Source organism: Pseudoalteromonas sp. L23, assembly GCF_021728455.1.
Lineage (GTDB): Bacteria > Pseudomonadota > Gammaproteobacteria > Enterobacterales > Alteromonadaceae > Pseudoalteromonas.
In genome coordinates, this window is the sequence record NZ_JAKKCW010000011.1 from 21,669 (window position 1) to 48,375 (window position 26,707).

At 42.6% G+C, this 26,707-nt stretch carries 25 protein-coding genes; 12 read left to right on the top strand and 13 right to left on the bottom strand.

Annotation, left to right across the window (positions count from 1 at the left end):
• Nucleotides 1-29: 29 nt before the first annotated feature.
• Nucleotides 30-188 (bottom strand): YqaE/Pmp3 family membrane protein, encoded by a 159-nt coding sequence (locus L3V43_RS17115; RefSeq protein ID WP_010369885.1) that lies wholly within the window; start codon nt 186-188, stop codon nt 30-32.
• Nucleotides 189-290: 102 nt separating this feature from the next.
• On the opposite strand from L3V43_RS17115, the gene L3V43_RS17120 reads away from it, so the two are divergent.
• On the top strand, nt 291-731 hold the full coding sequence (locus L3V43_RS17120) for an MgtC/SapB family protein (protein WP_010603704.1): 441 nt from the start codon (nt 291-293) through the stop codon (nt 729-731).
• Between the two features lie 2 nt (nt 732-733).
• Here L3V43_RS17120 and L3V43_RS17125 read toward each other — a convergent pair whose 3' ends face one another.
• The 3 genes from L3V43_RS17125 to L3V43_RS17135 all read right to left on the bottom strand — a co-directional run bounded on the left by L3V43_RS17125 (nt 734) and on the right by L3V43_RS17135 (nt 3,907).
• Nucleotides 734-970, bottom strand: coding sequence for a hypothetical protein (locus L3V43_RS17125; RefSeq protein WP_010603705.1), 237 nt, complete (start codon nt 968-970; stop codon nt 734-736).
• A gap of 159 nt (nt 971-1,129) precedes the next feature.
• Nucleotides 1,130-2,836 carry an alkaline phosphatase D family protein gene (locus L3V43_RS17130; protein WP_237117096.1) on the bottom strand — a complete coding sequence of 569 codons (1,707 nt, stop codon included), beginning with the start codon at nt 2,834-2,836 and terminating at the stop codon, nt 1,130-1,132.
• A 168-nt stretch (nt 2,837-3,004) separates the two neighbouring features.
• Nucleotides 3,005-3,907, bottom strand: coding sequence for a LysR substrate-binding domain-containing protein (locus L3V43_RS17135; RefSeq protein WP_010603707.1), 903 nt, complete (start codon nt 3,905-3,907; stop codon nt 3,005-3,007).
• A 521-nt stretch (nt 3,908-4,428) separates the two neighbouring features.
• Between L3V43_RS17135 and L3V43_RS17140 the strand changes: the two genes are divergently transcribed.
• Together L3V43_RS17140 and L3V43_RS17145 are read left to right on the top strand one after the other, a co-directional pair.
• Nucleotides 4,429-7,017, top strand: a complete 2,589-nt coding sequence (locus tag L3V43_RS17140; protein ID WP_237117095.1) for a M1 family metallopeptidase — start codon at nt 4,429-4,431, stop codon at nt 7,015-7,017.
• A gap of 63 nt (nt 7,018-7,080) precedes the next feature.
• Nucleotides 7,081-7,827, top strand: a complete 747-nt coding sequence (locus tag L3V43_RS17145; RefSeq protein ID WP_235368221.1) for an alpha/beta hydrolase — start codon at nt 7,081-7,083, stop codon at nt 7,825-7,827.
• A gap of 78 nt (nt 7,828-7,905) precedes the next feature.
• Here L3V43_RS17145 and L3V43_RS17150 read toward each other — a convergent pair whose 3' ends face one another.
• Nucleotides 7,906-8,388 carry a hypothetical protein gene (locus L3V43_RS17150; protein WP_010603710.1) on the bottom strand — a complete coding sequence of 161 codons (483 nt, stop codon included), beginning with the start codon at nt 8,386-8,388 and terminating at the stop codon, nt 7,906-7,908.
• 125 nt (nt 8,389-8,513) lie between these two features.
• Complete coding sequence (locus tag L3V43_RS17155) at nt 8,514-11,279, bottom strand: methyl-accepting chemotaxis protein (RefSeq protein ID WP_237117094.1); 2,766 nt, start codon at nt 11,277-11,279, stop codon at nt 8,514-8,516.
• A 229-nt stretch (nt 11,280-11,508) separates the two neighbouring features.
• Here L3V43_RS17155 and L3V43_RS17160 point away from each other — a divergent pair, with 229 nt between their 5' ends.
• The 4 genes from L3V43_RS17160 (at nt 11,509) to L3V43_RS17175 (ending at nt 15,002) form a co-directional block, all read left to right on the top strand.
• Nucleotides 11,509-12,621 (top strand): histidine kinase, encoded by a 1,113-nt coding sequence (locus L3V43_RS17160; RefSeq protein ID WP_010603712.1) that lies wholly within the window; start codon nt 11,509-11,511, stop codon nt 12,619-12,621.
• On the top strand, nt 12,614-13,240 hold the full coding sequence (locus tag L3V43_RS17165) for a response regulator transcription factor (protein ID WP_237117093.1): 627 nt from the start codon (nt 12,614-12,616) through the stop codon (nt 13,238-13,240). The genes L3V43_RS17160 and L3V43_RS17165 overlap by 8 nt, the downstream gene beginning before the upstream one ends.
• Nucleotides 13,241-13,279: 39 nt before the next feature.
• Nucleotides 13,280-14,185 (top strand): histone deacetylase, encoded by a 906-nt coding sequence (locus tag L3V43_RS17170; RefSeq protein ID WP_010603714.1) that lies wholly within the window; start codon nt 13,280-13,282, stop codon nt 14,183-14,185.
• A 235-nt stretch (nt 14,186-14,420) separates the two neighbouring features.
• Nucleotides 14,421-15,002: a hypothetical protein gene (locus L3V43_RS17175; protein WP_010603715.1), complete on the top strand. Its 582-nt coding sequence runs from the start codon at nt 14,421-14,423 to the stop codon at nt 15,000-15,002.
• 51 nt (nt 15,003-15,053) lie between these two features.
• On the opposite strand, the gene L3V43_RS17180 is transcribed toward L3V43_RS17175, so the two are convergent.
• Entirely contained in the window at nt 15,054-15,779 is a 726-nt protein-coding gene (locus tag L3V43_RS17180) for a transporter substrate-binding domain-containing protein (RefSeq protein WP_237117092.1), read from the bottom strand.
• An 89-nt stretch (nt 15,780-15,868) separates the two neighbouring features.
• On the opposite strand from L3V43_RS17180, the gene L3V43_RS17185 reads away from it, so the two are divergent.
• The gene (locus L3V43_RS17185; RefSeq protein ID WP_102058410.1) at nt 15,869-16,747 is read left to right on the top strand and encodes a tetratricopeptide repeat protein; all 879 of its coding nucleotides are present in this window, start codon (nt 15,869-15,871) and stop codon (nt 16,745-16,747) included.
• Here the strand turns inward: L3V43_RS17185 and L3V43_RS17190 are convergent.
• From L3V43_RS17190 to L3V43_RS17210, 5 genes are all read right to left on the bottom strand, one after another.
• The gene (locus L3V43_RS17190; protein WP_199539711.1) at nt 16,725-17,627 is read right to left on the bottom strand and encodes a hypothetical protein; all 903 of its coding nucleotides are present in this window, start codon (nt 17,625-17,627) and stop codon (nt 16,725-16,727) included. The genes L3V43_RS17185 and L3V43_RS17190 overlap by 23 nt on opposite strands.
• Nucleotides 17,628-17,631: 4 nt before the next feature.
• Nucleotides 17,632-18,372, bottom strand: a complete 741-nt coding sequence (locus L3V43_RS17195; protein ID WP_237117091.1) for a ferredoxin--NADP reductase — start codon at nt 18,370-18,372, stop codon at nt 17,632-17,634.
• 69 nt (nt 18,373-18,441) lie between these two features.
• On the bottom strand, nt 18,442-19,407 hold the full coding sequence (locus L3V43_RS17200; RefSeq protein ID WP_010603720.1) for a hypothetical protein: 966 nt from the start codon (nt 19,405-19,407) through the stop codon (nt 18,442-18,444).
• A 193-nt stretch (nt 19,408-19,600) separates the two neighbouring features.
• Nucleotides 19,601-20,302: a purine-nucleoside phosphorylase gene (gene deoD, locus L3V43_RS17205; protein ID WP_102058407.1), complete on the bottom strand. Its 702-nt coding sequence runs from the start codon at nt 20,300-20,302 to the stop codon at nt 19,601-19,603.
• Nucleotides 20,303-20,316: 14 nt separating this feature from the next.
• Entirely contained in the window at nt 20,317-21,528 is a 1,212-nt protein-coding gene (locus L3V43_RS17210) for a phosphopentomutase (protein WP_010603722.1), read from the bottom strand.
• 308 nt (nt 21,529-21,836) lie between these two features.
• Between L3V43_RS17210 and udk the strand changes: the two genes are divergently transcribed.
• A complete protein-coding gene (gene udk, locus L3V43_RS17215) occupies nt 21,837-22,466 on the top strand; it encodes a uridine kinase (protein WP_010603723.1) in 630 nt (209 codons plus the stop codon).
• 12 nt (nt 22,467-22,478) lie between these two features.
• Nucleotides 22,479-23,702: a NupC/NupG family nucleoside CNT transporter gene (locus L3V43_RS17220; RefSeq protein WP_010369948.1), complete on the top strand. Its 1,224-nt coding sequence runs from the start codon at nt 22,479-22,481 to the stop codon at nt 23,700-23,702.
• Nucleotides 23,703-23,870: 168 nt separating this feature from the next.
• Here L3V43_RS17220 and L3V43_RS17225 read toward each other — a convergent pair whose 3' ends face one another.
• A complete protein-coding gene (locus L3V43_RS17225; RefSeq protein WP_010603724.1) occupies nt 23,871-24,755 on the bottom strand; it encodes a DMT family transporter in 885 nt (294 codons plus the stop codon).
• A gap of 140 nt (nt 24,756-24,895) precedes the next feature.
• On the opposite strand from L3V43_RS17225, the gene L3V43_RS17230 reads away from it, so the two are divergent.
• Nucleotides 24,896-25,885 (top strand): hypothetical protein, encoded by a 990-nt coding sequence (locus L3V43_RS17230; RefSeq protein ID WP_237117090.1) that lies wholly within the window; start codon nt 24,896-24,898, stop codon nt 25,883-25,885.
• 50 nt (nt 25,886-25,935) lie between these two features.
• Nucleotides 25,936-26,694, top strand: coding sequence for a DUF3667 domain-containing protein (locus tag L3V43_RS17235; RefSeq protein ID WP_227387705.1), 759 nt, complete (start codon nt 25,936-25,938; stop codon nt 26,692-26,694).
• Nucleotides 26,695-26,707: the final 13 nt, after the last annotated feature.

Below are 26,707 nucleotides of genomic sequence, written 5' to 3' on the forward strand. Positions count from 1 at the left end.
CCGTGTTATTGTTACTTGTTGTCCGCTTTTTACCGACGGGCGATCACCCACACTGCATGCACAATTCCTGGTATATAACCCAACAATGTCAGCAAAATATTTAACCAAAAAGCCCCGCCAAGACCGACTTGTAAAAATACACCAAGTGGTGGAAGCAGAATTGCAATGATGATCCTCAATAAATCCATTGTTCTCTCCTAAAAGTTATAGACGCTTTCATCCTGCATGGGTTATGCCAACTCAAAGGAATGCCTTTTGCATTAACCCAATAACAGTATAGGAGATAAAAAATGCCAGATTGGATTAATCTTGATTTAGCACTCATTTGGTATCACTTTTACCAAATTGTTTTTGCGTTTTTACTTACATTACCTTTAGCTATTAATAGAGAAAGTCGCTCTGATAGCGCGGGGCTTAGAACATTCCCATTAGTCGCTATTTCCTGTTGTGCTTTTATTTTAACAAGTATGGATGTATTTGAGTCACATGAAGCACAAGCGAGAGTCATGTACGGTGTCATTACTGGAATTGGTTTTATTGGTGGCGGTTCAATTGTGAAAAACGATAATTCCACACATGGCACAGCAACCGCTGCAGGTATCTGGTTAACCGGGGCAATAGGGATCTCTAGTGCATATCAGCGATATGAAATCGCAATTGTATTAAGCGCGGTGGGCTTTATGGTATTTCGCTTACTTGAGCCTTATAAAAAGCCATCCAGCTCCCAATAAGTTTACATTGAACCTTTAGTCCGCTTGCTCGTCACTTGACGTTTGAGCTCTAGCTTTTCACCAAAAAAGTATTCGTAAACGATAACTGAAGTAAAATAGAAGAATCCGAACACACTGATGTCAATTAGCAATTTGCCAAAATCGAAAGGCTCTTCAAAAAGTAAATATTCAAAATCAGTGATGTAAAAGACTAATTTAGTTAAAAAAAGTGCGGGTAAAAGAGAAATGATAAATTTCAAATTAATGTCCTTTTAATTTGCGTGACCTACAATCCATAATGAAGTCTAACTGATTTATTCAGAGATTGCACGCAGTATACAATTTATTTCGATAATTTACAAAGAGTTACTATGTAAGCCCCATATTAGCTGAGCGAGCGCCCAGCTAATATGAACATATCAAAATTTAATGACAGTGGAAACCGCTTCCTCGTTTGCCGTTTCAATAGACATTTTCAGCTCACGATTTTGCCAATCAATGTCTATCAAGCCGTAGTTACTTCCCGATTTATTAATCAAATGGCGGTTAGATGTTGTCAACTTTGCGATATCTTTGCTAACTACGCCAACTCGTCCCGTTGGGATATTAGCACCAGCTGGCGCACAGTTGCCCCATTCACCCTCAATACCTTTTTGGTTATCATCCACTTGGGTATAACACCAAGGCTTATCATTGTCTCGCGTGATACAACCTTGATAGGTAATGCCTGCATATTTGAACGGTAGCTGACATGCTTTGGCAAAATTGCCATCCCCTTTGTCGTCTGCGTAAATAGGTAATCTTAATGGATTTTCAATGTGATAAGGCCAGTTTTGACCAAAACCCGATGCCGTCACTTCGTAGACGTTAACTGCTTGACCATATGTGCTGCTTGCGGGAATAGTCTTTTGTAGAAGCTCTCCCCAATGCTGATCGCCAGACAAAAACACAACGGCTTTAGTCTTACCTTCGTTCACTGATTTCTGTACTAACCTAAGCAAACGCTCTCTTTGTGCTGGCATTTCAGCCCAAGACTCATAACTAGTACCAGACATATTAGTCTCTTCTAATGACGCGATGGCAGCATTAAATGTTTTGCCGTCTCCATAAGCACAGTAGTTAGTTTTACTTCTGCCTTGATGCAGCGGAGGCAGTACTTGAATGCCGCTTGCAATGAGCTTGATTTCTGATGGCTTTTGTAACTCTTGCTCAAGCCATTGCCACTGCGCCTCTCCCAATATAGTGCTACTTTCCCCCTCACACGTTCCGTAACTTGAGAAGGTTGGAGAGCGGAAGTAACGGGCATCTAATGTGATCACATGCGTGGTTTCGCCCGATCCCCCCAACATTTTTGCTTCATAAATACCAGCTTGACCGTTTAGTCTTGGATCAGCCTTATCAACATCAAAGTGACGCAAATATTCTTTTTGTGCGTATACTCTCTCTGGATAATGTTTGCCTTCATTGTTCCAACCAAAATCATGGTCATCCCAAGTCGCCATCACAGGGATCTTAGCCTCTAAAAACTTGCGATATTCACTATTATTCTTTTTATCATCATACTTCTGGCGCATCACCGCCATATCAGTGGTATCTGCGTAGATATTGTCCCCTAACCAAAGAAACAGATCCGGTTGTTGGCCAATTAACTTAGCGAGCGCTTCTGGCATATCTCCTTTGGTTTTGAAACATGAACCTAACGCAACTCTATCTAATCGTTTACTTTGTAGGGGTTGAGTGTGAGCTAAAAGCGTTGGCGGCGCTTCTGGTTGACATTCTTCCCAACCGCCCTCTTCGACATAACACCAAGGTGCGGTGTGATTTCGGGTTGTACAGCCATAAAATTTTTCACCTTGATACTCAGATGGCGTTTTACATGCTTTTCCGGTTACCGTTTTGAATTCTGGGATGGTTTCTGTTCTGACATGACCCCATGTTGCGCCTTCGATGCTTTGTTTTAAATAGCACCACTGCGAACCTGAATTATTTTTATCCGTTGTCCCTTGATACTGTGCGGCTAGATAGTTAAAGGTGGATTTACAAGACTCGTAGTGAACTTCAGGTTCTGCACTGGCGACGCTGCTCATGAGCATCAACACGGCTGGCGTGAGAGTATAAGTTTTCATCGTTTCCTCGGTATTTGAATGTTGGCATCCTTGCTAGTTTTCCTTGCGGGAACGGAGTCTAATCCGGCAATGTAAAATTTTAGTTTAATATTTATTTCAAATTCACATTTACTTCCGCATTCATGAAATAATACGAAAGTGGCTCAATAAATGAGCCATAACGAGGCCTTATGGCAAGTGATTGATAAGCCAATCAATAAATACTTGGATCCGAGCTCTTTTTGGTGAATAGGGATCAAATAACACATAGCGTTGCCATACCACAGGGTGAGGGGTATCAAAAAGCTGCACAATAAGGCCAGCTTGTTGAAAGTCTAAAAATAGCTCTTTGGAGACGATTGCAACACCTTGGCCTTTAAGCGCTGCACTCAATGCCATGTCATTAGAAGAGACTCGAGTGTGTGGGCCTTTGGCACAAATACTTGAACCGCATATCCCCTGAGACTCAAACCATTGCTCCCAGCTTACTTTATCATCGTCGTGGTGAATAAGATTGCACCTTGCTAAATCATTCGGAGACTTAATTTGCAGCGATTCTTTGTAGCTTGGTGAACAAACAGGATAGTTACTATCTTCCCCAAGATATAACTGCTCAAGTCCGGCGGGGCAGGCTAACTCTCGCTTGGTAGAAAACCGGATCGCGATATCAATATGATTTAAACGAATATCTTCAAAGCGATTAGAGCCAAGCACGCGAATTTGGATGTCGTCATGAGACTCGTAAAACGAGCACAGGTTAGGCATTAGCCATAAAGAGCAAAAAGACTGGGTTGACGTGATAGTCAAGCTACCAGCCAATTCTTGTGTTTGAATTTGGTTCAATCCCCCAATAATGCGCTTAAACGCACTTTGAGTAGACATTAACAACACTTCGCCGGCTTCAGTTAAGTGCATATTGCGGCCTTTTCTTACAAAAAGCTTAACTGCAAGTGCATTTTCTAATTGCCGCATTTGTTGGCTTACTGCCGCTTGCGTAATGTTCAATTCGAGTGCAGCTTGAGTGTAACTTTGGAGCCGAGCTGCACTCTCAAAACAGCGTAGTGCACTTAAGTGCCTTAACCTCTTATCCATAAGCTCAACTTATATTAATTGTAATTAACTATCGTTGGTATCCTGCCATATTTTGACCCAAGATACAGTCATAAATTACTTAACCTAAACGCAGTTTATTCACTACTACGACAGGAGCAACAATGAATTATTGTAAACCAAAGCCAAAGTCACAGTTATTACACTGGTTAACTATAATCGGGGCCTATCTGAAGTTAGAACACATAGTGAAACATAAGTAGTTTCAATATGTGGGAACATTCCTTATCCAAACCTCAGGTTAATTAAGTACGGTGGAGTCTGTTACAATTTTTGTTACACAAAAAGTCGGCTAATCCACCTCTTCAATTTATTGATATTACTTAATATTTAAAATATTAGCCCGATAGTAAACCTTTACCCCCACTCTTTTTGCAACAAGTTTTGTTAAAGTAAAAGGAACATTGCGCTAACTATCTATGCTTTTATCACACCAAGTGACAACATACAGAGCATTGATTCGCAAGATAAATCAACAATAACAAAATGAATAAAGGATTTTTATGCTATCTAGGTCTTTAATATGCAGTGCTATTTTGCTGTCTATCAGCGCTTCAGCTCAGGCCCAATCAAATGCTGAACTTCATCGTCTAGCCACCGTGGCTAAACCTATAGAGCAAGCGGTCACATTTAACTTAGACCCTTCTAAAGAGCGTTTTTCAGGACACACGACTATAAAACTTGAGGTGCTCAAAGCCACCCAATTTATTGAGCTCAACGGATTAGACTATGCGATAGATACCGCTGCACTAGTCGGAAAAACGTCGTGTGAGCTCAGAGATAAAATGCTCGAAACCGGTAAAGTGAGATTGAGTTGCGAAAAAACACTGCAACCCGGTCGCTACACGCTTACTATCGACTATACCGCCCCCTTCAACCGTAATAGCGTCGGTCTCTACAAAACCATAGACAACGGCGTGCCTTACTTATTTACACAGTTTCAGATGAGTGATGCAAGAAGAGCAATGCCTACATTTGATGAGCCTGAGTATAAAATCCCATTTCAGCTCACTATTACAGCCCCAGACGATCAAAAAGTATTCGCCAACACGCCTGTTTTAGAGACCAAAAAGTCGAATGGCATGACCACCCATTACTTCGACAAGACGCCGCCTCTTCCTTCTTACTTAGTCGCCTTATCCGTTGGTCCATTCGAAGTACTTGATGTTAAAGGGATGTCGGTTCCAGGTAACATTATTACCCCACAAAAGAAATCAAATCTTGCCGCTTATTCCATCGAAAACACGCCAAAGATACTCAAAGCACTTGAAGACTATTTTGACTTACCCTATGTCTATAAAAAGCTAGACCAAGTTGCAGTCCCTGAATTTCCGTTCGGCGCAATGGAGAATGCAGGCCTGGTGACTTATCGTGAGGATATACTACTTATTGACCCTGCAACGTCAACACAACAAGCTCAAACCTCACATGTGAATGTTATCGCTCACGAACTTGCACACCAATGGTATGGCAACCTAGTTACGATGAAATGGTGGAATGACCTGTGGTTAAACGAGGCGTTTGCCACTTGGATGGCTGCAAAGATCACCCAGCAGCTATTTCCTGAACTAGAAACAAATTTATCCCTATCTCAACACAATGCAATGCCCTATGATGCTCAAGCAACTACCTCACCGATCCGTAAACCGGTTATTACAGAGTCTGATGTAACAGACGGCTTGGGTCTTGCGTACAGCAAAGGTAGCGCGGTACTTTACATGGTTGAGCAGTGGCTTGGGGAAGAGGTATTTAAGCAAGGCATGCGCAATTATATCCGTAAATTTGCTTATAAGAATGCAGAAGCCAAAGATCTATGGAATGAGCTGGGTAAAGTATCTAATAAAGATGTAGCGACAGTGCTAGACTCATTTGTATCACAAGCTTCATTTCCACTTTTGACGATTAAGTTAGATGGCCAGAATGCCACCGTATCGCAACAACGTTTTGTAATAAAAGGACAAGAAGCAGCAGCACAAACTTGGCATATCCCCATCACACTGCGCTATGGTAGAGGTGACAAAACAGCCACTAAGACAATACTTCTAGACTCCAAGGCGCAACAGATTAAATTAGACTTTGAGCCTGAGTGGATCTTACCAAACGACAACGCGACAGGTTATTATCGCTGGGATCTTTCTGAGTCTCAACTCGCAAGCCTAATATCACATGCCCCAAACAAGCTAAACGAGCGGGAGAGATTAGACTTACTAAGCAATGTTGACGCGCTGATGGAGTCTGGAAAAATAAACGCCAATGCGTTGATGTTAACGCTCAGTGAGTTTATTAACGACACTCATCCCAAAGTAGCAAAGGCCGCTCTTACTCAATTACTATCACAACATAAACAGTATGAAGACGATTCAAATAAGTTACTTTGGGAGAAACTTTATACCACTTATGTTGAGCCTGCGTTTTCTCGATATGGACTTGAGGCAAATGCAAATGAACCAGCTGCCACATCGGAAATACGTGCAGCATTGGTTAGAGCACTGGCTTTCGAGACAAAGCATCAAACCATTATTAAGCATGCAAAAAAGCAAGCGAGTTTATATTTAACGTCACCTGATAAAGTCGACCCCTACTTGGCTAGAAGCTTCCTGCAAATTGCCGCTTACTACGGTGATGCTGAGCTGTTGAAGTCATACAAAAAAGTCTTTGAAACCACCAATAACCCAACTCAACGTACTAATCTATTGCTTGCAATGGGTTATTTTGGTCCACAAGAATTGCAACAACAAGTACTAGATTATGCGCTAAGCGAGCATGTAACGGCCTCCGACTTTAATTACATATTAAGCGGGAATGGTAAAGGCGATGAGCGAAAAGCGCTTTATCAAAAGTGGTTTTATCAGCACTTTGAGCGCTTAAAGGAGCGCTTCCCTCCTTTTGCAAAGCCACAGCTACCTTTTTACCTATTTACGTATTGTGACGCGGATGCATTAAAACAAGCTCAGCAGTTTTTTGAACCGATGCAAAAAGAAGTAGAAGGTTTAAGTAAATCACTTAAGCAGCTGGAACTGGCAACAAATACCTGCATCATGCAAAAGCAAAGAGAGCTAGCTTCAGTCAATCAATTTTTGAATAATCTGTAAAAGACTCCAACCAGTTGTGGCGCTTTTGGCTTTTGCCGAGCGCCACTATTTTTTAGGATAAATATGTTACGCCCACTTTTATTATTATTATGTCTGCCATTCGTTTTGGCCGCTGAAACTGTAATTGATCCAGCTCGTGATAGAGCAATTCCAGTAGAAACTCATTTGCCAACCGACATCAATCACTGTTCAAAAGCGGCACCTTGTCCTGTTGCACTGCTAAGCGCCGGCTATGGTGTCTCACATACTGACTATCAATTTTTGGTCAAGACGCTAAACCGAGCTGGATATTTGGTTATTACTGTAGGCCATGAGCTTGCAACTGATCCTCCTCTTTCCGTCGAGGGGAACTTATACGAAACACGCGCAGAAAACTGGCAACGGGGCGCTGATACGCTGGTGTTTATTCACGATTACTTTAAGCCAAAATTCACCACCTTTGATTTTGAGCATATCCTCTTAATTGGCCATTCTAATGGCGGCGACATTTCAGCATGGTTAATCAATCACGGGGCTAAATTTGTAAACCAAATCATTACGCTAGATCATCGCAGAGTGCCATTACCGAGAAGCCTTGATGTAAAGGTATTGTCGATACGTGCAAGTGACTTTCCAGCGGACAAAGGGGTGTTGCCAAGTCGTACTGAAAAGCACAAATATCAGGATTGTGTTGTCACGATAGCGACCGCAAAACACAATGACATGACTGACGAAGGTCCGAGCTGGCTAACCGACAAAATAGCACAAATTTTGGCTGATCATTTGGCTGGTATACCTTGCTTAGAGAATGAAAAAGCAAACGACCAATAGTCTAGTCGCGAAATGCAGAAAGGGAAGCGGGTAAATCTCACACCCCTTTCTGTTTATGTGTTCTGCTTGAGCTGAGCTTTATTTAATTTCAGCCACAGGCATTGATAGCGGTTTTACACACATAAAATATGCCCAAGCAATCAATATGATTTGCAGTGGTGCTCTAATTAGCAAATAAACTGGTCCCCACTGATGTCCTCCTAGGCCAACGCTGTTGAGCGCGGCATACACATTTGCGGGAAAAAACAGCATAAAAATGGCAATTGCCGCTTTTGCTGCAGGTAATTGGTATTTTGGTATAAATAACAGAATCGCTACTACGAGTTCGATGACACCAGTGAAGTACACCAAAGGAAGCCTATACGGCACCCAACTAGGTAACATTTCTACCATCCCTTGTGCTTTTACGATATGGCCAATAAAAAAGAACATAAATGCGATACCGAGACCCCAACAGGCAAGCGTTGCTGCCTCTACCTGTACGTCTCTTATCTTTGAATAGATAACACCGAACAATAACGGGCCGCAAAGTAACAGTATAATGATGATTGGTGTAACCATGGTTTATGCCTTATCCCTTAACATTGTTAGCGGCTAAAAAGCCATCTAATTACGCCAATCATGTCACGTGATGTTCCTAAAAACAATAAAGGTCAGCAACCGTACATGCTAGATTTTGCTGATCTTTAGCTCACCACTTTCATCAACTCCGCTTTAGTCTTGCCGATATCAAACCGCTCAACCATCTCTCGCAATTCATTAGCTTTACTCAACAACGACAGCCCCGATGCATTCGTCATCTCTACCAAGGTATTGTTTTGCTGCGTAATACCATCAATTTGTTTAATCGCTAGATTAATTTGCTCAATACCACTCGATTGCGTATTGCAAGCCTCAGCGATCGTTTGCACTTGCGATGCAAGCCCATATACACTTTCCACAATGGTTTTTAGCGTTTCACCGGATTCTGAAGCCAGCTTAGACCCTTGCTTCACTTTGACGTTACTGCTTCCCAACAGCTCAGAGATATCCTTTGAGGCACTTGCACTACGCAGCGCTAAATTTCTTACTTCTGAGGCAACGACCGCAAAACCTTTTCCTTTTTCTCCCGCTCGTGCAGCTTCAACAGAGGCGTTCAGTGCTAATAAGTTAGTTTGAAATGCAATGGAATCAATAACCTCAATGACTGTGAGTATTTCTTTGGCACTCTTACTAATCTCGGTCATTGCCTCAATCGTTGACTCAACAACCTTTCCACCTTGCTGTGCTTGCTGGTTAACTTCTATAGCCAACTGATTAGCAGATTGCGCATTATTGGCGTTTGAGTGCACGGTTTCGGTGATTTCACCGACTGATACTCGTGTTTCTTCAATAGATGCGGCTTGAGAAGAGGACCGCTCACTTAACTCTTCAATACCTGTGGTGATCTGCTGTACCGAGACAGTGATGGATTCCGCCATGGCCAGCAGCTTTTGCATCATATTGGCTAAGTTGCCAACGCTGGTATTCACAGATTGTTTCAACAGCGCAAAATCACCTGCATAGCTTTTTTCAACTTGGCGAGTTAAATTGCCTTGAGATAGCCCATCCATCACATTCATGCACTCCTTAAGCGGCGCTTCTATCGAGTCCAGCGTTTCATTCATGGCTGTGATTATACTGGCGTATGCGCCGTGGTGTTTACTGGCATCAGCTCTATGTTGTAAGTCTCCCTCACTGGCCGCTTCAGCAAGCTTTTCGGCATCGATTAGCATCAATTTTATCGCACCAACACAAGCGAAGAGGCTTTGATAGATGCTATCAAATTCTCCTTTATAACCATCATTCGTGAATGCGGGTAACTCTCCTTTTGCGATACTTTCTAGATATCCGCTTGTAAGTGCAACGGGTTTAGAGACCGCGTCAAGTGTTTCATTAACACCACGAATGATTTTTCGAAATTCACCTTGGTGTTTAGCCTCATCCGCCCGAGTAGAAAGCCTCCCCTCTCCTGCAGCGGCAACTAAACTGTAAGTATCTTCAATAAGTAACGAAAGCGAAGACGTGGCACGTTGTAAGGCCATATGTATTTGCGCAAATTCGCCCTTAAACTCACCGTTAATCTGCTCAGGAATTTCTCCTTTTGAAAGCGAAGTAAGATATTGCTTTGTTTGACTAATGGGTTGCTCAACAGCATCAAGTAGTTTGTTAAGTCCGCTGGCTATTAATTTCATGGAGCCAACGTATCCCTCAAGGTTTAGACGTTCACTTAGTTTGCCATCGGAAGCTGATTGAATGAGCTGTTCAACCTGTTGCTCCGCACGTCTTGTCTGACTTAAATCCTTAAATTCAAATACCGTACCTAACACCCTACCATTTTGATCGGAAACTGGGTTGGCGGTTGCCGCAATGATTATGTCACCTACGCACCACTCCCACTCTAACTGGCGTACTAATTGACCCGAGGCTTGGTGTAGTGCTTTAGAGCTGTGAAGTAAAGCTTCGGGAATTGGATGATTAACAATTTCAGTAGGCACGCTTAGCGCAGTGCGGTAACGATCAAATAGAGACTCACATTGTGCGTTTACGTAGATCACTTGATTACTGTCATCACATAAAAGCACGGGCGCGGCCACGTTATTTAGCGCATAACGGATCCGTAAGTTTTCTTTTGCTTGTAGCTCTAGCTTTTGGGTCGCATCAAGTAAGCTAGTTTGCATTTGCCGTAGATTTGTCAGTAAGTTACCTATTTCATCGTCACTGTGTACAACGACTTTGTTGTCTAATCGACCACTCGCAATTGCCTTTGCCACATCAGATGCACGGCGGATTGGACGAGTGATTAAATGCTGCATATACCAAGTCAGTAATCCTAAAGTCACAAGCGCAACAACGATGAGTCCTAGGGTACTAAAAAAGATAAGTTGGTTTTTTGTTGCGACAATTTCGCTCGTTCTCGTGTCTACTAACGCGTTAATTTGCTCATTAATTTCAAGTAGGTACACACTTGCTTGGCGGTCTATTCCACTCACAGAAGCATCAGCAAGGTTAATATCAAAGCCTGAACTTTTGAATAGATCCACCGCTTCACGATATTTTTGTCCTAAGGTGAGGTGCTCTTTTTGATATTCACGCAACTTATTTTCTAGGGTAGGTGGTAACGTATAGGCTGAAACAATTGAACTGAGTTGTTTTTGTACCTCAGCTTCTTTGGTTTCAAATCTTGACCAATATTTATTTAGCTGGGCAGGATCTCTTCCTCTAATGAGTACATTTTTCCACTCTTGTACTTGGGTTTTGAAATCATCGAGCACTATGTTTATTTGCTCGCGAGCAGCCAATTCATTGTCTATCATGTTGTCATACTGTTCCGCTACGCGTTTCATCACCAAAACAGTAACCATCGCCCCGATGAGCATTACCACTAAACCCGCTGTTACCGCAGAAATAAGTTTTGCCTTTACACTTTTCATTCTGAGTATCCCTAATTATGAAAAGATTGTTACATAAAGATAGAACAGGAATAGTGGTGCCACAAATCAATGCACTATTAAGGATGAAAAACTGTTATTGCACTTTGATTTACAATGTAAAACTTATGACATTCGTCATCATCACAGAGTCACAAATATCTGCTAGGATAGGTTCGCAAGAGAATAAAGGAATAATACCTGCAGAGCAGGTTTTTAGCGGAGTAAGTAGATGTCGGCGTTTTTTCGCTATCCGACGGCTTGGTTAGTAACAACCATTTTCACTTGGTTAGCCGTTGCAATACCAAGTTTGGTTTATGCTCAGCAAAAAGCACAATGGCTGCCTTGGGTACAGCATATCGGTGTTTTGATCCTCGTGCTTTTATGTATCAATGAATCCGAAAAATACTATGGCTACAAGGTTAGATATTCGATGCTGTTTGTATTGGCGCTTTTGATCCAGTCAATTAATCTTACCTCCCCCGCCGCAATTCATCTCATTTACAATGTAAAACTCGTTGGGATCCTTGCTTTTTATGTTCCTTTGAGCTTTGCGCTTGGATATATCCTAGTTACCTCTTGCTTGTATGTTGCGTCGCAATACTTTTTTTGGGGACATGGCTTTGAATATCTCAACGCAGTGTTATTTGCCTGTTTTCAGTTATTTGCGTACGTGGTGTGTAAAAGAATGCAAAAGGAACAAGAAGCCAAAGAAGCGCTACAACTCGCCCACAGTCAGCTATCTGCAACGCAGTCTCTGCTAAGCCAAAGTATTGCTAAACAAGAGCGGCTTCAATTAGCACGAGAGTTACATGACGACGTTGGACATCAAATAACCAGTCTGATTGTAAATTTAGATGTCGCAAGACGAACTGCAGCGGCACCATTGACCGAGCTATTAGATAGCTGCTATTTGCAAGCTAAAGACACCCTAAAATGTATTCGCGATTTAGTCAGCGACAAGCGTAGCAACGAGCATATCGATCTCCATGATGCTTTGCTGAGGCTTACTGAATCTATCCCTCGTCTTAACATTGAACTCGACTATGAACATCACCCATTACTCGAGAAACTAAGTTATGCCAATTGCATTCTAAAATGCTGCCAAGAGGCCATCACCAATACCTTGAAGCACGCCAAGGCGGATAAAATGCAAGTACGAGTGTATTGTCAACAAGGATTAAAAGTACAAATAAGCGATAACGGCATTACCTTAAATAGTATTCGATTTGGAAATGGTCTGGCTGGTATGCAGGAGCGGATCCAAGAACTCGGCGGCAGTCTTGATGTGTCAACTCATCAAGGCGTAACATTAACTATCCATTTTGGGGCGACAAATGGCTAAAATATCAGTTTACCTAGTCGATGATCAGGCGCTTGTGCGCCAAGGTATGCAAGCACTGCTTTCGCTGAGTGGTGACATTATTTGTTCTGGAAGCTGTGGCAGCGGCAGTGAGTTCATTCAACAGGTTCAATCAAACAAAATTACAGCTGACATTGTGCTTTTAGATATGCGAATGCCTGAGCTAGATGGTGTCGATGTGCTCACCGAGCTTTTGCCTTTGGCTATAAACTTTAAAGTCATTATCCTCACTACCTTCAACGATACTGCAAAGCTAAAATTAGCCCTAGAACTTGGTGCTAAAGGCTGCCTTCTTAAGGACGTGGACTTAGAAGAGTTAATTGATGCCGTTCGACAAGTTCATCAAGGTGAACTCATCATCCAAGACGAGCTTGCTGAGACCTTACTAAAACCTGACCCCACTTTAGATAAGCTCACCACACGAGAAAAGGATATTTTAAAACTAATCGCGAAAGGATATTCCAATAAGGAAATCGCCAATACGTTATATAAAGCGGAAGGTACCATCCGTAACTCGGTTTCTTGCTTGCTCGCAAAACTGCAAGTACGAGACAGAACGCAAGCAACACTAAAAGCTAAAGCGCTCGGCTTCGGAGATTGATATTGCTACACTGCCATATCGCCATTTTTGGAGCCGTTTTTGAACAACCCAAATTTACCACTAGTTTATCACGCTAATTACTCATTCAATTTTGATCCAAAACACCGCTTCGTGATGAGTAAATTTGCGCGTCTATACCAAGAAGTAGATGCATTAAGGCTCATTCATAACAATGTTTATAGCCCAGAACCCGGCGACCCATCGCCACTTGAAAGCGTGCACTGCGAGCAATATATTTGGGACTTATGGCGTAATCAACTCGACGCTAAAATGATGCGCCGTATAGGTCTACCTTGGTCAGAGCAGCTTATGGCACGTACTTTTACTGCGCCTCTTGGAACGCTAAAAACTGCAGAACTGGCGCTTAAACATGGTATTGCATGCCATTTAGCCGGTGGCACGCACCACGCACATTATGATTTTGGCTCTGGTTTTTGCATGGTAAACGATCTCGCCTTTACGGCCACACATCTGCTCGACAATAATCAGATCACCAATGCCTTAATCTTTGACTTGGATGTTCATCAAGGTGACGGCACCGCTGCCATGTTGAAGCACAACCCGTATGTTTATACCTGCTCAATCCACTGTGAGAAAAACTTCCCATTCCGTAAACATGCTAGCGATTTAGATATTGGCTTAGAAATAGGGATCAGTGACACACACTACCTCGAAATTGTTGCACATACGCTTGAGTCATTATTGATTGACCTAAATCCAGATATCGTGCTGTACGACGCTGGTGTCGATGTTTGGCAAGGTGATAACTTAGGTAAATTAGATATCTCATGGCTTGGCATTGCGAAACGAGATGCACTGGTGCTGACGTTATGTCAAAAGCATGGTGTCCCTGTCGCAACCGTGATTGGTGGCGGATACGATAAAGATCACCAAAGATTAGCAAAGCGCCACGCGATTGTAGTGCAACAAGCTGCAAAACTTTAAAAAATGATGATCTTTTTATTTTGCTCATTCGTTTATCATTATGAAGGGTTTGATTGGTGTAACACCTTTAGTTAATTTCCCCTTCACCATGGCACTGATTAGGCGCACCATGTGGTGCGCTTTTCTTCTTACTCTCCTAAAAAACACATTCATTAATATTTAAAAAACATTTAATTTACACGAACAGCTCTCCCTGTTAATGTACCCACTTCGCTAACTAAAACAAGGAATTAGTATGAAAACCAAACTTGCGATTATCGTTTCATTATTCGCTGCGAACTCAGCATACGCTACTGTGGAATTGTACTCAGGTGCAAATAACTGTGCTTTAGACACTAAACTAGAGGCTGCTGCTTTCACTAAACATGCAAATGCGGTTGGTAACTTAGAGGCGTTAACACAAAAACACAGCGAACAAGCGGGTGCCACGGGAAATGGCTACTTTATTTTCAATCCAGCCTACTTAAGAACTGATCGTTACTTCAACTGTAGCGTGCCGCTAAATGCCAATATTGGCCAATTTACGCTAACCGTTCATGGAACAACTAAAGGATTAACTGGTACTAATGCCTTCTGTTCGATTTCGAGAATACGTAAAGTAAGTGATGGCGGTATCGATAAATGGTTCAAGTTTGAAACTGGTAAAGCTTTTTATTGGACAGATATATCTGATCCAAACGTAGCAGAAGAGCAATTTGTTAGCTACACCACAATGTTAGACAATAACTACGAAAGTAGCGCTGTTTTGGATTTCAAGTGCAGAACAACGTGGGATAAAGGCAGCGTGGCAGTTGGTCAAATTGAGCTTAGCTACTAACATTGATTAGTACCCTAACACTCTGGGCAATCTTTCCCTGAGGATTGCCCATTATGGTCCAACAAACTCTTGATTGTGCTTTGCCAGAGCACGCCTAATTATCTCTATTAACATAGGTTCTGTATCCTTGCTAAATGCCATACAGCCACGCTGTTGAGTAGCTTTGGTTACTTCTATCAGAGGTACAACCTCATCATAATTGAGCCCGGCCGCCTTAAGTTCTTCACTCATGATATATTCCGTTGACATTACAAGGTCTATCCGCCCTTTGAAAAAGAGTTTGTAAAAGCTTTTGGAGTCGGCGGCGACCATCAAATGATCTCCTTGAGTAAATCCGTGTTGAATCAAAAAATCATAATAGATATTGCCTTTTACTACTGCAGAAGTGTATTGCTTAGCATCTTCCAATGAAGCCACTTGAATATCTTTGCGCGTTTTAAGCTTGAAGAAATACACGCCCACAGGGCGGATCAAAGGGCATGCCCATTCATAGTCAGTTTCACGCTCAGCGGTACGATAAATAGAGTAAATCATTGTATTTGGGCGCTCTTTGGCAATTTTCATTGCCCGTACCCAAGGGTAAACTTTTATCTCGTAGTCAACTTCAGCAGCAGCAAGCACTTCCCTTACCTTTTTTGTTGCTCTCCCAACAACCTCACCTTTGTCATTGGTGAAGTTGTACGGCTTCCACTCTTCGGTCACCACCAGTAGCTCTTTTGCAGAGGCACTCAAACTCGTTAAAGAGAGTATAATCAGGCTATAAATCGCTAATTTCATTACATAAGCCAATATTTCTTCTCCGCTTTTTGCAATTCCACCTTAACTCATGCACCATATTAAAAATATAAAGTTTCTAGAACATCAATATGAAAAGCATAGTACTATTTATCCTACTCGTCGCTTGTAGTTTTACTAGCATGGCGAATGAACAAACAACGTCAAAAAAGCCGACAGAAAACCAACAACAACAGGCTTTGTCGCAATTACAAGAGCCCATGTATAGGCCCTTAATTGAGCGTTATATTCTTGATGAATTAAGAGCTGTCAGAGAAGATCAAATGCGCTTAAGAGCTGATATTGAAAAGAAAATCAGTCACTCTCAGCTAGATACCGCAGATCGCGCGATTACCTACACCACAGATACCATCAACAATGTGCTCTTTTTGATCACAGCGGCCGCGTCCATCTTAGTGGTTGTTGGTTGGACTTCTTTTAGAGATATTAAGAGTAAAGTAGAAGATATCGTTAGCCTGCGCGTTGGCACGATCACCGATGAATATGAAAAGCGCCTTCAGGTTATTGAAGAAAAATTACGCGAACGCTCTGAAGAAATCCTCAATAACCAGAAGAAAATATCCATAACGAATGAAGTACACTCTCTGTGGATGCGGGCAAATCTTGAGAGTGACATGAATTCTAAAATTGAAATTTACGATGAGATCCTAAATCGCAAACCTGAAGATGTCGAGGCGATTGCCTACAAAGCCGATGCTTTATTAGAGCTTGGTCAAACCAACACGGCAATTGCTTTGTGTAATCAAGCGCTAGAAATAGACAGTGACTATGGTTATGCCTATTGGCAACGAGCATGTGCTTACTCGATGCTTTACAAGCACGCAGATGCGATGGCCGACATCCGTATGGCTTTGGAATATGCGCCTAACTTAAAGAACGAGCTGCAACACGAGCCAGCGTTTGCGAGTCTTGCAGACAACCAAAGCTTTAACGAGCTGGTGAATAGTTAAGTTGTTTTAGCAGCTCGACTTGTAATTGAGAAATCGCGTCGAGCTGCTTTTTAGAGATAATCAACGGATTTTCAATTTGATGGATGGCGGCACCTTGTAAATTAAAGTGCTTTTTCAGCTCAGTCATCATCGTACTGTCGTAAAAAAGGGCAGCCAAAGAGCCATCTTCAAGCACCTGTGTTAAACCATACTCTAGGCGTTTATAAAGTTTAATATCTTCTTTGCGGACGTAGAAGTACACCATTGAAGGATAGAGCAACAGGTTCTTTTCGCCATAAGTCACTTGCTTGTTATCGAACGCCTTGAGCTCAGGTACTACTTCTATGACACCTCGAGGAAAGATCTTACCGGCACTATTTGCAAGCACTCGATAACTTGCCAAGCCATCAACATATTTTTCTACCGTAAAACCTGCCTTTTCAAAAATATGAACATCAGGCCAATCCTGCCCTAAAACAACGTTGAACTTTTGTAGCTCTGATAACGATAAATGCACATTAAGCTTGCCGCTGTCAGCCACATTCATAGCCAGTACTCTTATACCAAAGCTGCCAAACGCTATGGGAATGGCCACAGGCTTTGCCTGAGTGTCTCTAGCGGCTGTTGAAACCGTCCAAAACACATCGACATTGTGCTTTAGCAATTCTTTAAATTGTCGTGATTGATTAATTGGTAAATCAATCGGCTCTATCCAATACTCGCCATAACGTTCGCGTGACTTATCCAATGCTAACCGCAAGACTGACAAAAAATATTGGTTCTGCGGCGTGCCATTTTCTTCTGCTGCGTCCACGACCCTAATGACCTTAGGCTCTGCAGATACAGTGTTCGCGGTTACCAGCAGCAACAAGCACAAGAGATAAATAACACGAACTTGCATAGGTTCACCAATATTGCTCAACGGTGATCTGTCCAGGTTTGGCTCGCCTGTGGCGTTCATATCCCATACTCTGCAACTGAGCACTTAATTGTTTCACCATTTCGGGGTTACCACAGAGCATAAAATGGCTACTATCAGGAAACTGCTTATAGCCTAGGTGAGTTAATAATTGCTTATTTTCTATCAGTTCGGTGACACGGCCCTGACAACCGAGCTCTGGTTTTTGCCGTGTGACGAGCGGCACATAAGTAAAGCCGTCTCTTTGTTGTTGCAACTGCTCAAGCTCTTCACGGTAACACAAATCTGCATTTAGGCGTACACCATGAATAAGGATCACCCGCTTAACCTTCTGCCACACATCACCTTCTCTGAGCATAGACAAAAATGGGCCAACCGCTGTACCTGTGCTTATCATCCAAAGCGTATCGCAAGATGGTAGCTCATCTAGTGTAAAAAAACCGTTTGCTTGGTAAGTTACATCGAGCTCATCACCGACTTGTAGCTGATGTAAAGGCACAGAGAGGTTACCGTCGGGTACTTCGACTAACAACACTTCATGAATTGGTTCTGACGGCGGGTTTACAAAAGAATATGCTCGCGCGATGCGCTTTTCCCCTTGTTGCAAACTCAATTTAGTATATTGACCAGCCTTAAACGGTGCGATATCCGCTTCAAATTTGATACTAAATAATGTGGGCGTCCAATGTGTGATTTCGACGATTTCTCCTTTTACCCATTGCGACATTATTTCTCCAAAACTCACAAGCCGTATTTATTTAACGATAACATAACCATGGCAAAAAAATTGGCTTTGTCAAAGTTTCGGGCACCAGTGTTTTCCCAATTCAACAGGAAGCGGATCTCTGACGATGACCTGTGAAGTGACTTTCGGCAGCGACAGATTAAACTTGTCAATATGCGCATTCACCATGGACGCATATCCTGCATTCGCAGCGCCTAGCGAATAGGCTTTCATTGTTGTCGACACGGTTAAGGCTTGTTTGTTTTGCTCTAGCTGTTGTACCAGCTCCCGCAACCAACCAAGGTAAAGCTGATTATCTTCTATTAGGGCAGGTTCTGCTGCAATATTAGCAAGCGCTTTGCGATAGCTGGAGAAGTCTGAGTTAAGTACGTATATCCCAAGACTATTGATTGATACCTGCTTCACAGCTCTATAGTTTTCATCTTCTGCGTAATGGATCGCCGCATCAACAAAGTAGCTCAGCGCCTCATCGGTTTCGCCCATTGCAAATGTTGCATTGCCAAGCGCAGTTAACAGCCCTGCTTGCATAAAGCTTGGTAACATTTCTCTATCCACGCTTTTTAAGAGATTGTAGCCAATCGCGGGTTGTTCAAGGCGCGTGTACGCAATCGCGATGTTCACTTTAAGTGCAGACTTATGCTGGAAGCTGGCTGGAGCGTTCATTGCACATCGATAATGCCAAATAGCTTGTTCATTCTGGTTACGGCGACGATAGCCAACACCAATATTAGTCAGAATCTTCGCCCTGTCTTCGTCCGCCAAAGTCTTAAAGGGTGGTGCTTTAAGCGTATCTAGCGCTTTAATAAAAATGGCATTATTAAATGTACTGGCACTCGCTCTAATCGCAAGATAATGAAGTTGATATAAATCTTGAACTGGAAGATCCTCCCGAGCAATCGCGTTTTGGTATACCTTAAGCGCTTCATCTGGCGCGTTCTTAACCAGAGATTCAAATGCATCTAAGTCAACTTCGGCATTCGCCATCAACGCAAAAAAGCCCAGAGCAAGAATCGTCATCACCTAACACCAATACCTTATCATTAGAAAACTCTACCACCTTTGTGTAGTTTAAACTAGTCGAGGGAATTTTGGATGGACCAAGATCAAAAAAAAAGCCGCTTCAAGCGGCTTTTTTGGGTGTGATTCGCGTTGTTTTAGGCGTGTCTCCAAAACTCTGCGATTACGTTACCAAGGAACTTTTCAAATCGTATTAAATTGACTCTAGCGCAATTTTAACCATTTCATTGAACGTGCTTTGACGTTCTTCTGGTGGCGTTGCCTCACCAGTAATAACATGATCACTTACTGTGAATAGTGCCATCGCTTTTGCACCATATTCAGCCGCTACACCGTATAAACCAGCTGTTTCCATATCAACAGCCATTACGCCTAGCTTGTCTAATTCTCTATAAAATTCGCCATCGGCTTGATAGAAAGTATCTGTAGTGAAAACATTACCAACTTTTGCTTCAATACCTAAACGGCGAGCAGCGTTTACACCATTTTCTAATAAACCAAAATCAGCAATTGCAGCGAAGTCATAGCCACGTACACGAGCACGATTCACATTTGAGTCTGTGCTTGCGCCTTGTGCAAAGATCACATCGCGGATCTTGATGTCTTGACTAATACCACCACATGTACCGATGCGAATCAGGTTCTTAACACCAAAGCTAACAATAAGCTCACGAGCGTAGATTGACATAGATGGAATACCCATGCCTGAACCCATGATGCTAACTGGTTTACCATTGTAAGTACCAGTAAAACCAAACATGTTGCGAACGTCAGTTACCTGACGAGCATCTTCCAAAAAGTTTTCTGCAATGTATTTTGCTCTTAGTGGATCGCCCGGCATTAATACCGTTTCTGCAAAATCACCTGGCTTTGCGCTAATGTGTGGAGTGCTCATATTGTTTCCTTTAGTTAGGCTTTTATCTCGGCCTTAAAGCCTTCACCGTACTGCGTTGCATCTAAATCAAACCACTGGGCAAGCGTTTGACCTATGTCAGCAAAACTTTGTCTTTCTCCTAACGGAGTATTGTTCATACCCGGTGTATACGCCAATACAGGCACGTACTCTCGCGTATGATCTGTGCCTTCTGCGGTTGGGTCACAACCATGGTCGGCAGTCACTAAAAGCAAGTCATCAGCTTTTAGTTTGGCAATAATTTCAGGTAAAAATGCGTCAAACTCAGCAAGTGCTTCTGCATATCCCACTGCATTTCTGCGGTGACCAAACTTTTCATCGAAGTCGACTAAGTTAGTGAAGATAAGACTATGGTCTGGTGCTGTGTCCATCACTTCGCTTGTCTTTGCTAGCAGATTCAAAAGACCAGGCGCTTTGTGCTTTTGCGTGATCCCTTGATGCGCATAAATATCTGCAATTTTACCAATACTAATTACTTCGCCACCGTCATTGGCTAGCTTATCTAGCACAGTCGGCGAAGGCGGTAATACCGAATAGTCTCGGCGGTTACCAGTACGAATAAAGTCGGCACTTGAAGTGCCTATAAATGGCCGCGCAATCACTCGTCCTATATTCATTTCATCAAGCAGTGCCCGTGCGATTTCACATACTTGATAAAGCTTGTCAAGTCCGAACGATTGTTCATGAGCGGCTATTTGAAAGACGCTATCAACTGAGGTGTAGCAAATCGGCTTACCGCTTTGTACGTGTTCTTCACCCAGCTGTTCTAAAATCGTTGTGCCCGACGCGTAACAGTTACCCAAAATACCAGGGATGTCTGCACGTTTGCACAACTCATCTATAAATTCTTGTGGGAAGCATGGGTTAGTATTTGGGAAGTAACCCCACTCAAACAATACTGGCACCCCAGCCATTTCCCAGTGGCCAGACGGCGTGTCTTTACCACTCGATAATTCTTTTGCATATCCCCAAGCAGCACTTGGCTCTATGGTTTGCGCCACGGCGCAGGTTTCTTTACCTGCAGCTTCACATGCTGCAATAAGGCCTAGTTTAGAAAGATTAGGTAAGTCTAACGCTTGTCCTTTTTCTTCTTTATACGCCTGTAATAAATGAGCGAGAGTATTCGCGCCTACGTCACCAAACTTTTCTGCGTCCGGTGCTGCGCCAATGCCTAGGCTATCCGCCATTAAAATGATTGCTCTTGCCATAGATACCTCTCTATACTGCTCAGGCTGTTATTTATTCTTAAATACATGGTTACCTTAAGCGTTGGTTACTTTATGTTTGGTTAAAAAAATCGTACAGGACATAAGTCCGCTGTCATAAAATAGTCACAAAATTCACGAAAAGCTGCGATCTTGCTAATTTGGCTCTGTCGCCCTTAAGCGGACATAAGTCCTGTTTTGAGTCCGCTAAACCCGTTAAATTTGCTCATTAAGCGAGGCAAAAGAGATTAATCGTGTCTTTTTTGCTATTGTGATCTTCCAACATAAACAACTGCTGGGTGTGAACTTTAGTGACACGAACTATTATAGCCATAGCTGGCGCGTCTGCGTCTGGTAAGTCTCTTTTTAGTCAAACGATCTACAACGAATTAGTGAATGAGCTTGCCTCAGGCACTATCGCGGTAATCGAAGAGGACGCCTATTATAAAGATCAATCGCATTTACCTATAGAGCATCGTACTCAAACGAATTATGATCATCCTGATGCGTTTGAACACGAGTTGTTACGCGAGCATTTAACTAAGCTTCGCCTAGGTGAATCCGTAGAGGTTCCTACCTACGATTACGGACAGCATACACGTAGTGATAAAACCCGAATAGTAAACCCTGCTAAGATACTAATCGTCGAGGGTATATTACTACTGAGCGATCCTGCATTAAGTGAAGAGTTTGATATCAAGGTGTTCATTGATACACCTTTGGATATTTGTTTGCTGCGTCGCATGCAAAGAGATATAGAGCACAGAGGAAGAAGTCTGTCATCTGTGGTAGAACAATATCAGGCGACGGTAAGACCGATGTTTTATCAGTTTATCGAGCCATCCAAGCATAATGCCGACTTGGTTGTGACCCGTGGCGGTATGAATCGCGTTGCGATTGATATTATTAAAAGTAAAATAAAATATTTGCTACAAGAATAACGGGAAATTGGCATGACAACAATTATGAGCTTAGTGGGCATGATGATGCTCCTAGGCGTAGCATTTGCGTGTTCGACAAATCGCAGTGCTATTAATAAGCGTACCGTAGGCGTTGCATTTTTACTGCAAGTCCTTATTGGTGGCTTTGTACTCTTTATTGAAGCGGGTAAAAATGTATTAGCTTCAATGTCTAGCGCAGTTGCCAAAGTGATTAGCTATGCTAATGACGGTATCGGTTTCTTGTTCGGGCCATTAGCCAAACAAGACTCGCTAGGGTTTATCTTTGCGATTCAGGTATTACCAGTGATCGTGTTCTTCTCAGCGCTCGTTGCTGTGTTGTATCACCTTGGTATTATGAACTGGATCATTAAAATTTTGGGTGGTGGCTTGCAAAAGTTACTACAAACGTCACGACCAGAGTCGCTTTCAGCTACGGCAAATATTTTTGTCGGCCAAACGGAAGCCCCTTTGATCGTAAAACCGTTTATTCCAAAAATGACGCAATCAGAGTTGTTTGCAGTTATGGTGGGCGGTTTGGCGACGGTGGCAGGCTCTGTTATGGCGGGCTATGTGGCGATTGGTGTTGAGCTTAAATACCTCATTGCCGCGAGCTTTATGGCAGCTCCTGGTGGTTTCTTAATGGCAAAAATGATTGTACCAGAAACCGAGAAGCCACACGAAAACCTATCTGATGTAGATAGTGGTGATGATAAACCAGTAAACGTAATTGATGCAGCAGCATCTGGTGCATCAAGCGGTATGCACTTGGCACTGAACGTAGGTGCAATGCTACTTGCGTTTGTGGCACTTATTGCGCTACTAAACGGTTTACTAGGCAGTATTGGTGGAATTTTTGATTACCCAACACTGACGCTACAAGAAATTTTAGGCTACGTCTTTGCCCCTGTTGCTTGGCTACTTGGGGTACCTTGGTCGGAAGCCGTGACGGCAGGTAGTTTTATCGGCCAAAAATTGGTAGTTAACGAGTTTGTTGCCTACCTAGATTATATGAATTATCGCGATACGTTGAGCACGCACACTCAAGCGATTGTCACATTTGCTTTATGTGGATTTGCTAACTTATCGTCGATTGCCATCTTACTAGGCGGACTTGGTGGTATGGCCCCAAGTCGTAGAAAGGATATCGCTCGCCTAGGGCTCAGAGCAGTGTTAGCAGGGTCTATGGCTAACCTCATGAGTGCAGCAATTGCAGGTTTCTTCCTCTCGCTAGCTTAGAAACTTATTGAGATAAGCCGCAGTTGCAAAACAATTGGTTGGTTGCTTTAAGGGGTTAAAGTGACCACACTAACTTGAACGATACTTCACCAAAGGGCCTTTTAGGCCCTTTTATCGTTTCTGGGAAACGCTTTTACAGCACCATGTTGAGGGGCTGTCACTTCTCACCTACAGCTCCTTCATCGCTTTTGGTGGGAATATCTTTTCTTGTAACCCAGTTACTAAACTGACTCCAAGCAAAACTAAAATACTACCAAGGATTGTGTTAGCACCTATTTGCTCTTGTAAAAAGAGATGCCCCCATAAAATCCCAAACACAGGAATTAAAAAGGTAACAGATAAAGCAGACGCCGCGCCGAGATCTTCGACTAACTTAAAATAGAGAATATAGGCAACGCCCGTACATAATATGCCAAGTCCAACTACCGCACTTATCACTGTAGAGTCAGGCGTTTCTCTCATTGGCATAAACCAAATAAAAGGCAATACCAATAGCGCAGAGCCCCATAAGTTCCCATGGGCATGATTGAATGCGCTCATTTTTGGTGCCGTTTTGGTGTAATGAGAGGCCACCGCATAGCTCAGAGTCGCACACAGGGTTGCAATAATAGGTAACCATGCACCCTCGTCCAATACAGTGCTATCCAACCCGACTAGTGTGATAACACCTGCAATCCCAAATCCACATCCTAGCCACACCGACTTTTGAGTCGGCACTTTTAACCAAAACACACTGATTAACACCCCCCAAAATGGTGCGGTTGAATTTAAAATTGAGAGCATAGAAGCATCAAGCGTTTGCACGGCATAAGCGAATAACATAAAAGGTAACGCTGAGTTAAACAGTCCGAGGATTAAAAAATGCTTTTTGTACTGCCAAAAATGTAAATTACGCTTTAGTACTAAAGCAACCGCGGCGAGCGTTAACGCACCAAATAAGACTCGAAATTCAATGAGTACAGCAGGACCAAGGACACCGGCAGCCACCTTCATAAATAAAAATGAGCCACCCCAAATTGCGGCAAGTAACACTAAACCAAGAAACCCTTTCACTCCATACTCCAAGGTTAATATTAATGGAGCTTTACCTTACGCCGATATATAAATACAGCACAAGCCATTTTTGGTACTGTCATTAGGATGTGTTTAACTTTCTTTGAGAAAGAGGGAAAGGCTAAAACTTAAGGTATAGAATGAGACTCGCTTTTTACGCAATGATAGTCGCTTTGCTTATCCTCACCGGATGTAGCAAAAGGCAAACTCTAGAGCCAACAGAGCAAATACAATTGACTCAGTTGCCAGTCAGCCTCGCCCAACTTTCAAATGACGCGGCGCTAACCTTATTACTCATTGACGATCATTTGCTACAAGTATGGGATAACCAAAGCCAACAGTTGATGAAACAAATTGAAGGAAGTAAATACCAACTTACTTTTCGCGATGCTTTAATAGCGCCGAGCAAGCGCAGTATTCTCAGTATTTCAGACACCCAACTTAACATCTGGCAATTACACTCAAACGAAGTTGTCAGTTATCCATTACCTGAACTTGACTCATTCATTCGCGTTACCAAGGCTCTGTGGTCCAGTGACGAGCAGTTTATCGCCCTTGGCTACAATGACGGCAGCATACTACTTTTGAGTTTAGATGAGCAGATCATCACCAGAATAAACCTTCATGAAAGTAGCATTACACATTTGATTTTTAACCGGAGTTTGACCTCGCTCTACTCGGCCTCTTTAGACGGCCACGCTAAAAAGCTTGAGTTAACTAGTAAAGAAGTCACTGTAGATTATGAGCTGCCTCATCGTATTACCAGTTTGGCATTATCACAAAATGAAAACTGGCTGTTCGTATCAGACGCCCTGCAAGACCAAAAATTCATTGATACGCGCACAGGTCAAGCAGTGTTATCTCTATCCTATCCTCAGCGCTTCAAGTTTTTTCGTAGTGCGCAATTCGTCGCTGACGACAAATTTCTGCTAACCACCTCTTCTAAGGAATATATTTCGCTATGGGAATTAACGTCGGGAAAAGAGATTGTCAGTTGGCCAATTGCACTACTGAATCTGGGCAGCACCGTTTATGATGTACACATCTCCGATAGTAATGTACTTACGACGATAAGTTCAGATGGGGTACTGGAAAAGTGGGCCTTAACACCTATTTTGTTTGATTATTAGAGACAAAAAAAGGTAGCATTCATCGATATTAAAAAATAATAAATACATCTATGGATCACGCAAATTTTGACAATCAATCGCACTGTTTAAATTGTCACACTCAACTTGTTGGCGAGTACTGCTCAGGTTGCGGACAGAAAAAAGCCTCAAGACTGACCTTTAAACACTTACGCATTTTGCTTCAAAGCGCACTGCTTGAACTCGAATCCCCTTTTTTTAAGTTGCTTTTTGGATTATTACTTAGACCTTTTAAGACTATTCTTGGATATTTGAATGGGCAGAGAAGCCGCTTTGGTAATCCCTTCAAGTTTAGTTTTATTCTACTCACCGTGATCGTGCTGGCCTCGCATCTACTTGAAATCAGTTTCATATCCAGCAGTCAACTTTTGGAATCGAAAGATCAGCTCAAATGGCAATCTGAAATCGCACTTTATGAGGCAACTCATGTTTATCGCGTCTTTATCCTGGCATTTTTACTCGGATTAGCCTCTAAGCTAGTGTATCGCTCTGTACCCTACACAATGCTGGAGTACGCTATAGGACACCTACTCATTCTAACCTTAAGCGTCCTGTTATTCTCAATTCCACTACTGCTTGGTATCTTCGGCGAGCAGCTTTACGCAATTTTTTCGCTCTTATTTTCTGGTTTGTACAGCATAATACTTAACTATAAAATGGCGGAACATGAGTTGGTAAAGTGGAGAAATTGGGGTAAGGCAGTCCTAGCCTATGCAATAGGCTCGTCACTATTTTCTTTTATTCTCACATTTTTATTTGGGGTATACAGTGGTTTTACTCACAAAATTTGATCTGTATGTGAGT